This is a genomic window from Arthrobacter sp. AQ5-05, from assembly GCF_003287975.1.
In the GTDB taxonomy this organism is placed as follows: Bacteria; Actinomycetota; Actinomycetes; order Actinomycetales; family Micrococcaceae; genus Paeniglutamicibacter.
On the sequence record NZ_QMKQ01000007.1, the window covers coordinates 140,235 to 146,515 of the forward strand.

Sequence of the window (6,281 nt, forward strand, 5' to 3'; positions counted from 1 at the left end):
CGGATGAGGGATACCCTCCCAGGGCACCTTTCCTTGCCGCACGCCGCAGGGTTCGATGCCCCTGGATCCGGCGAGCGGGCCGCCGGATCCAGGGGCATCCAACAGGTCTCTTACGCCCTGCCGTCACGGTTCACTTGCTCCACGATGCGCGTCTTCGGCCCCGAGGCCAGCGCCGGTGAGGCCACGGGCGTGGACCAGACATCCGACCGAAGCCGATCCAGGAATTCCTGGGCCTGCGCGCGCGAGGCAAAGTCGAGGTCCAGCACCACATAGTGCTGATCGCCGACGGGGCGGAAGATGCGCTCGGCCAGGACGCCGGAGCGGATCCGCCCCAGCGGGTCGGCGCCATACGCCCCCTTCCACATTTCGAAGTCCTTCACTCCGTGTTCAATCTGAAGCGTATACATCGCGGTTCCCTTTCCCTTGGTGCCGATGCCTTGAGCGTAGGCACAGTGCTCGGTGGCCCGCCATCCCAGAATTCTGGGATCCACCCGCACCCGGGCAACCTCCCTGCCCGCAGGACGCGCGCATAATTGTCCCATGGGAAACAGGTGGGCCGCCGAGCGCCTCGTCGCGCGCGTCACGGCGCTCGATGAGGCACGGCTCGAGAGCCACGACTACCGCCGAGCGGTGCTCGAGGAACTCTCGGCAACGATCGGGCGCGAGGCCTGGGTGTGGCCGTTGGCCGACCCGATCACCACCGTCGGGATCTCCCCGATGGCACAGGTCCCGGGCACAGCGGAACTGCCCGTGCTGATCACCCTCAAGTACGCCACGGCGCTTAACCGGTGGACCAATCTGCCGACCGTCCCGGCGCGCGCCGTCTCGCTGGCCTCGGCCACCGACGGCGAGCTGTCCCGCAGCGAATCCTGGGCAGGGGTCCTGTGCAGGCACTCCATCACCGATGTCCTGTCGATTGTTTTTGCGGACAGGTGGGGCACCTGGGGCTGGCTTGATTTGTGGCGGGGCCACGAAGACGGCGTGTTCACCGCCGCCGAGGCGGAACAGCTGTCATCGCTGGCGCCGGCGATCACCACGGGCCTGCGGCATTGCTCGGCGAGGCAGTTCCAGGCCGGCAACCATGCCGCCCCGCCACCCCACCCCCAGGCCGTGCTGGTGCTGGCCGAAAACCTGGGCATCATCAGCCAGACCGGTTCCGCCGCCCTCTGGCTGGAGCTGCTGCAGCCCGGGCCCCGCCCGCACCAGGGCATCCCGGCGGAGGTGCTCAACGTGGCCGCGCAATTGCTGGCCCAAGAGCGCGGCGTCGATGCGCACCCGGCCAGTTCGCTGGTCCATGTGGGGTCCGGGGTCTGGGCACGATTGTCGGCGACCCGCATGAACACGCCGGAGGACAAGGCGCCGGCACCCATCGCGGTGACCATCCAGGACGCGTTGCCCGCCGAGCGCATGGCGGTCTTTGGGAGGTGTTTCGCCCTGAGCCAGCGTGAATGCCAGCTCCTTGAACTTGCCGCGAGCGGGTTGGACACCGCTGCGCTGGCCCGGGCCCTGGGCATCGGCCGGTACACCGTGCAGGACGACTTCAAGTCCCTCTTTGGCAAGTGCACGGTGCAAAGCCGAGGCGCGCTGGTGGCCATGGCCGCCGGCCACTGACCGGGCGGCGCAACGGGGCATCAGGGGCACCGCCCTCCGCCCCCTCCCGTCCGGGTATGCGGCAGCGTAGCACGTCCCCCAACGGGTACTTCGTCCCAGCGTGCTTGGGGAGGGGAACACCTGCATGGACAGCGCTGACCGCCTTCGTGAACGATGGCTCGACACGGCTGCCGGGATCCTGCAGGAAACGGATCCGGGGCGGCCCGGAAACTGTTGCACGACGCCCTGCTGGAATCGTTTCGCGCGTTTGCGGCGGTCAGGGCCCCGCTGGCCGCCCGGGGCGGTACCAGCGCTGTGGCCATCTTCGGGCACTACCCCGTGCTCGACACCGGGGCCTGGGAACTGGCGGCACAACGGGCCGGCACCGACCACCCGATGTTCGCCTTCCACAACGCCACCGCCGACCCCGCGCCGGTGACCCTGCTGGAAGTCTGCGAGCGAGGCTGGGCGGTCTCCGAGTTCGCGGATTCCATGATCCAGCGGCTCGGCGTGGGCCGGCACCAGCTTTCGCTGCCGCTGGGCACCGCCGGAACGCAGTCTGCAACCTACGCATTCGTCAGCGACGGGGCCTACCGGGAGCGTGACCGTCAGTCCGCAGGTTTCCTCCAGCCGATCGTGCGCGGCCTGGATGCCCACATCCGCCTGCTCGATTCCCTGTTCCCCGAGCCCGCCCCGGAGGCCGAACCCGAGCGCCCGCTGACAGCCCGCGAACTGCTGGTCCTGGCCCTGATTGCCCGGGGCTGTACGGCCCACGGCATTGCCGCGAGGCTGGGCGTCTCACATCGCACGGTGCACAAGCACCAGGAGAACCTGTACCGGAAACTGGGCGCGGTGGACCGTTTATCGGCGGTCCTCCGCGCCCAGCAATGCGGGCTGCTCCCCCTGCAGCCTGCCGATGCCAATGTTCGTCCCGGAAGCTACCCCGGGAATTCACACACCCCGCTCGACACCGCATCGCCCAGCGCCTGGCCCAGCAGCTGATCCAGGGCATCGATGTGGTTCCCGATGTAGCCGATCGCACGGCTTTCCTTGCCCGAACCGATCAGTCCCGGGCCCGAGTTCCCGGACTCGATGGCCCAGGCGGCGAACGAGTTCTCCGAGATGCTCGAATTCATGTAGATCAGCGGAACATGCGAGATGCCTTCGACTTCCATCCACGGCTCCATGTAGGGGGCCAGATCGATCTTGCCCACGCAATCAGGGGCAACCTCCGCGATGATGAACTGCTCGGCCAGCACGTCCAACGGCATCCACCGCTTCTGTTGGAGCTGTTGTGCGTAGGCCGCATCGCTCCACTGCTTCTTGAAGCATTCGTGCGCCAGCGCCGCCGGCGCCACCACCACCGACACCAATGCCACGGCTCCGGTGGCCGCAGCCGCCCGGATCCCCCAGGTCCTGATACCCATGTTGATTCCTCCAAGGTTGGTGGTGCATACCTTTCGCACCGACAGGCACCAGTCTTCCCCGGGGGGGCGTGGCCGGCACCATACGCAGTCGTACGTAGCCGGAGGGAGGCGGGCACCGCCTCAGAACAGTCCCGAGTGCTCCTCGACGAGTTCGGGCCCGTCGTTGCGGACGTTGCCGACCGCGGAATCCACCTCGTGCATCTCCCAGCCGGAGGCAACCTCATCGGCACCGGCTCGCACCATCTCCACCAGCTCGGCCGCATTCTTGTCCTCGGGATCCAGCCATTCGGCCATGACGTCCTTCGACAGCGGGATCGGCAACCGGTCATGCAGCCCGTGCAGCTGCGCCAACACCTCGGATTCCGAGTCGGCGGCCGGGGACGGGCAGGTGAGGATCGTGGTGGAGAGCAGCCACTGGTCAGGGCCGCCGTCTTCCTTGGCCGGGTCCTTCCACCATTCATAGAGACCGGCAAAGAAGATCAAGGATTCATCGGCGGGGTGCACGTAGAACGGGCGCTTCTTGGCCTTGGGCGTGTCCCCGGCCAACCATTCGTAGTACCCCTCTGCCGGGACCGCGCAGCGCCGGGCCTTCACAGCGGCACGGAAGGTCGGTTTCTCGGTCACGGTCTCGCTGCGGGCGTTGAACGCGCGCACTCCCACGGACGGGTCCTTGGCCCACCCCGGCACCAGTCCCCATTTGGCCACATGCACCTGCCGGTGCACCTCTCCATCGATGAGCCGCTCCAGCACTATCGGCACGTCCGTGGTCGGGGCGACGTTCCAGGACTGCCGCAGCTCAAGGTTTGCATCCGCCTCGGCCTCGGCCTCCGCGACCAGGTCCCCGATGGCCTTGGCCATCACGTATCTACCGCACATCCCCATCGCCCCTTCTCGTTGAACTCCACTTATCCAAAACAGCTCCGGGCCCTTGGCACCACGGAACCACTGCATCCCATAGACACCGTATCGTTTACGCGGTTCCCCCGAAACGCCTCCGGGCTTCCCCGCGGATATGTGCGCTTGTTCGGTTCGCTGGCTTGCGCCAATGACACCATGCGGAAAATATGGAATCCGTCTGTCACGTCTCACGTCAAGTAGACCAATCTCACGACGCCTGAACCCTTGACAAGACCTCGCTAAACATGGACCACCGGAACGCGACCCGATAATGCCCGGACATCTTCAGGTCTTGTTCCATATAAGGCCGCGAGATTCTGTCGATCGAAGCAACACCTATTCCAAGGTGATTCGATCATGTATTTGAGTTCTTCCTCCCCAACAGGGATCCGGTTTCTGGCCTCGATCAAGCAGGGAAACGGTCTCAAGCCCTCCGCCCGTACGGCTGGTGCATTTTCCGAGGTTCAGGGGATAATTCCTTCCATGAGCAGCAGGGAAAACGGTGAGCCCGAAGTCCGGCAACCTACCAGACGACTTGCGGCGCCGGTCGACGCCACCATCACCCTGCCGGAAGCCATGACCGGCAGGGCAAGCCCCGCCAAAGCGGCGGTCGGCGACAAACCCGTCTTCGCCTACCTCGCGACCCTTCCCCAGCCACAACGCGGCATCGCCGAGGCGGTCGATGCACTGGCTGCCAAGGCCCTGCCCGCCCTGCAGCGCTCGGTGAAATGGGGCATGGCGTACTACGGCGTCGGCGACGGGTGGTGCTTCAGCTGCGGAGGTTTCGCCAGCCACGTCAAGCTCATGTTCGTCAACGGCACGGCGCTGAAGCCCATACCGCCGGTGACACCGGTGGGGATGGGCAAGGCGACGCGAGGGGTGGAACTTGAATCCATTGACGACATCGACGAAGCCCGGATCACGGACTGGATGAAACAGGTCACTTCGGTGCCAGGTGTTGGCGGAGCCAGGAAACACTGAGGGCCGGGTTCTTGCCAATGAAATGTTCGCCGGAGATTGCTGGCTCATGAGCCGAACGGCACCAAAAGCAGTTGAGGTCCCCGGGCCACCCGCCACGGAGCAGGTTGGCATGCGCCGGCGGGGGAAACACTTGCTTCCCGGCCGGCACGTGAAGGAACATGAAATAAGACTCCCATGTTCGTGGTTACACCAGATATGAGCGAAAATGAAAAACTTGCCCCCTACATTCCCGCGGCCGGAGCGGTCACGATGTTCACCACCTCGTGGTGCGGCTACTGCCGCAACCTCAAGCGCCTGATGGATGCCAAGGGAATCGGCTACACCGAGGTAAACATCGAGGAAGTCGAAGGCACCGCGGAGCTGGTGGAATCCTTCAACGGTGGAAACCAGACGGTCCCGACGCTGATCTTCCCGGACGGGACTTCCGCAACAAACCCGCGGATTGAGGAAGTCCTCGAGCGGGTCTAGTCGGGCTGTGATTGGATGGAGGGGTGCCCCTCGCCGAAAGGCGGACGGCGCCCCTTCCTCGTTAAGCTTTGCGTCGCATGATTGCGACCGCGCATGAATGGAGTGACATGTCACAAAAGGTCCAGGCCGTCATTGTCCGTGCCAAGGACGCCCCCGTCGAGACGGTGACCATCATGGTTCCGGACCCGGGTCCGGGCGAGGCAGTGGTGGACATCCTCACCTGCGGCGTCTGCCACACCGACCTGCATTACAAGCTCGGCGGGATCGGCAACGACTACCCGTACCTGCTGGGGCACGAGGCCACCGGCGTGGTCTCGAAGATCGGCGACGGCGTGGCCAACGTCGCGGTCGGCGACCGCGTGATCCTGAACTGGCGCGCGGTCTGCGGGCAGTGCCGCGCCTGCGCCAAGGGCCAGGCCCAGTACTGCTTCAACACCGCCAACGCCACCCGGAAGATGACCCTGGAGGACGGCACCGAACTCTCCCCCGCCCTGGGCATCGGCGCGTTCGCCGAAAAGACCCTGGTCGCCGCCGGCCAGTGCACCAAGGTCGATGAGGATGTCGACGCCGCCGCCGTGGGCCTGCTCGGCTGCGGGGTGATGGCCGGCATCGGTGCGGCCATCAACACCGGCGAGGTCAAGCGCGGCGAGTCCGTGGCGGTGATCGGCTGCGGCGGGGTCGGCATTGCCGCGATCGCCGGGGCGAAGCTGGCCGGGGCCACCACCATCGTGGCCGTGGACATCGACGACGACAAGCTGGCCATGGCCAAGAACATGGGGGCCACGCATACCGTGAACTCCAAGACCAATGATGCGGTCGAGGGCATCAAGTCCCACACCGGTGGCTTCGGCGCCGATGTGGTCATCGAGGCCGTGGGCCGCCCGGAAACCTACAAGCAGGCGTTCTACGCCCGCGACC

The 6,281-nt window shown here is 66.0% G+C and carries 8 protein-coding genes; 5 read left to right on the forward strand and 3 right to left on the reverse strand.

The features are described from left to right. Window positions 1-110 precede the first annotated feature (110 nt). On the reverse strand, window positions 111-407 hold the full coding sequence (locus DQ353_RS09145; protein ID WP_113762438.1) for a hypothetical protein: 297 nt from the start codon (window positions 405-407) through the stop codon (window positions 111-113). Between the two features lie 133 nt (window positions 408-540). On the opposite strand from DQ353_RS09145, the gene DQ353_RS09150 reads away from it, so the two are divergent. Together DQ353_RS09150 and DQ353_RS09155 are read left to right on the forward strand one after the other, a co-directional pair. Next, window positions 541-1,611, forward strand: a complete 1,071-nt coding sequence (locus tag DQ353_RS09150) for a helix-turn-helix transcriptional regulator (protein WP_113762439.1) — start codon at window positions 541-543, stop codon at window positions 1,609-1,611. A 153-nt stretch (window positions 1,612-1,764) separates the two neighbouring features. Further along, window positions 1,765-2,592, forward strand: a complete 828-nt coding sequence (locus DQ353_RS09155; RefSeq protein WP_220093991.1) for a helix-turn-helix transcriptional regulator — start codon at window positions 1,765-1,767, stop codon at window positions 2,590-2,592. On the opposite strand, the gene DQ353_RS09160 is transcribed toward DQ353_RS09155, so the two are convergent. Beyond that, complete coding sequence (locus DQ353_RS09160; protein WP_113762440.1) at window positions 2,529-3,017, reverse strand: hypothetical protein; 489 nt, start codon at window positions 3,015-3,017, stop codon at window positions 2,529-2,531. The two genes, DQ353_RS09155 and DQ353_RS09160, sit on opposite strands and share 64 nt — an antisense overlap. 120 nt (window positions 3,018-3,137) lie before the next feature. Continuing rightward, entirely contained in the window at window positions 3,138-3,893 is a 756-nt protein-coding gene (locus DQ353_RS09165) for an SOS response-associated peptidase (protein WP_181578307.1), read from the reverse strand. Window positions 3,894-4,397: 504 nt separating this feature from the next. Between DQ353_RS09165 and DQ353_RS09170 the strand changes: the two genes are divergently transcribed. The 3 genes from DQ353_RS09170 to DQ353_RS09180 form a co-directional block, all read left to right on the forward strand. After that, window positions 4,398-4,895, forward strand: coding sequence for a DUF1801 domain-containing protein (locus tag DQ353_RS09170; RefSeq protein WP_113762442.1), 498 nt, complete (start codon window positions 4,398-4,400; stop codon window positions 4,893-4,895). Window positions 4,896-5,090: 195 nt separating this feature from the next. Next, window positions 5,091-5,363, forward strand: a complete 273-nt coding sequence (locus DQ353_RS09175) for a glutaredoxin domain-containing protein (RefSeq protein ID WP_113762443.1) — start codon at window positions 5,091-5,093, stop codon at window positions 5,361-5,363. A gap of 107 nt (window positions 5,364-5,470) precedes the next feature. Continuing rightward, window positions 5,471-6,281: alcohol dehydrogenase catalytic domain-containing protein (locus DQ353_RS09180; RefSeq protein WP_113762444.1), on the forward strand; the 811-nt coding region annotated here is incomplete at its 3' end.

Bases quoted from the DNA above. Each gene is read 5' to 3' on its own strand.
- DQ353_RS09145 (WP_113762438.1), bottom strand. From the start codon at position 407: ATGTATACGCTTCAGATTGAACACGGAGTGAAGGACTTCGAAATGTGG.
- DQ353_RS09150 (WP_113762439.1), top strand. From the start codon at position 541: ATGGGAAACAGGTGGGCCGCCGAGCGCCTCGTCGCGCGCGTCACGGCG.
- DQ353_RS09155 (WP_220093991.1), top strand. From the start codon at position 1,765: ATGGCTCGACACGGCTGCCGGGATCCTGCAGGAAACGGATCCGGGGCG.
- DQ353_RS09160 (WP_113762440.1), bottom strand. From the start codon at position 3,017: ATGGGTATCAGGACCTGGGGGATCCGGGCGGCTGCGGCCACCGGAGCC.
- DQ353_RS09165 (WP_181578307.1), bottom strand. From the start codon at position 3,893: ATGTGCGGTAGATACGTGATGGCCAAGGCCATCGGGGACCTGGTCGCG.
- DQ353_RS09170 (WP_113762442.1), top strand. From the start codon at position 4,398: ATGAGCAGCAGGGAAAACGGTGAGCCCGAAGTCCGGCAACCTACCAGA.
- DQ353_RS09175 (WP_113762443.1), top strand. From the start codon at position 5,091: ATGAGCGAAAATGAAAAACTTGCCCCCTACATTCCCGCGGCCGGAGCG.